Origin of the sequence: Klebsiella sp. AqSCr (assembly GCF_008452795.1) — a bacterium.
GTDB lineage: Bacteria > Pseudomonadota > Gammaproteobacteria > Enterobacterales > Enterobacteriaceae > Klebsiella > Klebsiella pneumoniae.
In genome coordinates, this window is record NZ_MJDM01000005.1 from 3,055,897 (window position 1) to 3,058,177 (window position 2,281).

Here is a 2,281-nt window from a genome sequence, read left to right on the forward strand (position 1 = left end):
GGCAGCGACCAGCGATGATCGGCCCCCACCAGCCAGCGCGCCATATGCGGCATCATCAGGCCGATAAAGGCGATGGGGCCGACGACGGCGGTGGCGCTGCCGCACAGGACGGTGATGACGATCAGGCCGATCAGCTGGGTGCGGGCGACGCGGCTGCCGAGGGCGGTGGCGGTATCGTTGCCCAGGCTCAGGCTGTTCAGCGCCCGGCTCAGCAGCAGAGCGGCGATCCCCGCCACCACTACCGGCAGCAGGACAATTTTCAGCGTTTGCAGGGTGCGGATATCCAGCGAACCGGCCTGCCAGAAGCGTAGCTGATCGTAGACGTCCGGGTTGAGCAGGGCGATGCCGTTGGACAGCCCCTCGAGTACCGCCGCAAGGGCGACCCCGGCGAGAGTGAGGCGCACCGGGCTCAGCTGACCGCCGCCCTGGCTGCCGGTAAAGGCTACCAGCAGCGAGGCGCAGAGCGCGCCGCAGAATGCCAGCAGCAGCTGCTCCTGCGGGGAAGTGATCCCAAACAGCGCCGCGCCGAGGACGATGGCGAAGCTGGCGCCGGAGTTGACCCCCAGCAGGCCGGGGTCGGCCAGCGGGTTGCGGGTGAGCGTCTGCATCAGCGCGCCGGCGAGGCCGAGGGCGACGCCGGCCAGCAGACCGGCCAGAGTGCGCGGCAGGCGCGCGTCCAGCACGATAGTGCAATCAGCGCTTTGACAGGTTCCGCTGAAGGCGGTGAATACCGTGCCGATCGGCAACGATTTGGCGCCGATGGTCAGGCTAAGCGCGGCGGCTAAGGCGAGTAATAGCAACAATCCGGGCACGGCGACAGAGCGTACCGCGGTCGTAGAAAACGACATAACTGACATCCCTGATATGATAATGATAGTAATTATCGTTATCGATTTTATTCAGCTATGGTAGCATGACCCACAGTAAAAAGGGTATTAAAAATAACGACAAGGCGCTGTAATGAACCGACAATCCTGGCTGCTCAATCTCAGCCTGCTGAAAACTCACCCGGCGTTTCGCGCCGTTTTTATCGCTCGCTTTATCTCTATTCTGTCGCTTGGCCTGCTGGGCGTGGCCATCCCGGTGCAGATCCAGATGATGACCCATTCGACCTGGCAGGTCGGGTTGTCGGTGACGCTGACCGGGGCGTCGATGTTTGTTGGTCTGATGGTGGGGGGCGTGCTGGCTGACCGCTATGAACGTAAACGCCTGATCCTGCTGGCGCGCGGCACCTGCGGCGTGGGCTTTGTCGGCCTGTGTCTCAACGCCCTGCTGCCGGAGCCGTCGCTGGCGGCGATCTACCTGCTGGGGATCTGGGACGGGTTCTTCGCCTCGTTGGGGGTGACCGCGCTGCTGGCGGCGACCCCGGCGCTGGTGGGACGGGAAAACCTGATGCAGGCCGGGGCCATCACCATGTTGACGGTGCGCCTTGGCTCGGTGATTTCGCCGATGATCGGCGGCCTGCTGCTGGCCACCGGCGGCGTGGCGTGGAACTTCGGCCTGGCGGCGGCGGGGACCTTTATCACCACCTTAACCCTGCTGCGTCTGCCGCAGCTGCCGCCGCCTCCGCAGCCGCGCGAGCATCCGCTGCGCTCTCTGCTGGCGGGGCTGACCTTCCTCTGTCAGAGCCCGCTTATCGGCGGGATTGCGCTGCTTGGCGGTCTGCTGACCATGGCCAGCGCGGTGCGGGTGCTCTATCCGGCGCTGGCCGGTAGCTGGCAGATGTCGGCCGGACAGATTGGCCTGCTGTACGCCGCTATTCCGCTCGGTGCGGCGCTGGGGGCGTTGACCAGCGGCCAGCTGGCCCAGACGGTGCGGCCGGGCGCGCTGATGCTGGCGACGACGGTGGGATCGTTTGTCGCCATTGCGCTGTTCAGCCTGATGCCGCACTGGGCATTGGGCGCGCTGTGCCTGGCGCTGTTTGGCTGGCTGAGCGCTATTAGCTCGCTGCTGCAGTACACCCTGATTCAGACCCAGACGCCGGAACATATGCTCGGGCGGATTAACGGTCTGTGGACCGCGCAAAACGTCACCGGCGACGCCATCGGCGCGGCGCTGCTCGGCGGCTTAGGGGCGGTAATGACGCCGGCGGCATCCGCCAGCGCCAGCGGCTGGGCGCTGGCGCTTGTCGGTGTGCTGCTGGTTGGGCTGCTACACGAGCTGCGCCGTTTCCAGCGCCCGGAAATTGTCAACGAAAGTTAAGTAGGGTGCGATTGCCCGGTGGCGGCTGCGCCTTACCGGGCCTGGGGTACGGCAGGCCGGTACAAGCTCAGTAGGCCGG

At 65.6% G+C, this 2,281-nt stretch carries 2 protein-coding genes; one reads left to right on the forward strand and one right to left on the reverse strand.

The window, feature by feature from the left end; genetic code table 11:
• The coding region (gene fepD / locus BHE81_RS18975) for a Fe(3+)-siderophore ABC transporter permease (RefSeq protein ID WP_149888836.1) at window positions 1-848 on the reverse strand (848 nt) is incomplete at its 3' end.
• Window positions 849-960: 112 nt separating this feature from the next.
• On the opposite strand from fepD, the gene entS reads away from it, so the two are divergent.
• Window positions 961-2,202 (forward strand): enterobactin transporter EntS, encoded by a 1,242-nt coding sequence (gene entS / locus BHE81_RS18980; protein WP_073545633.1) that lies wholly within the window; start codon window positions 961-963, stop codon window positions 2,200-2,202.
• Window positions 2,203-2,281: the final 79 nt, after the last annotated feature.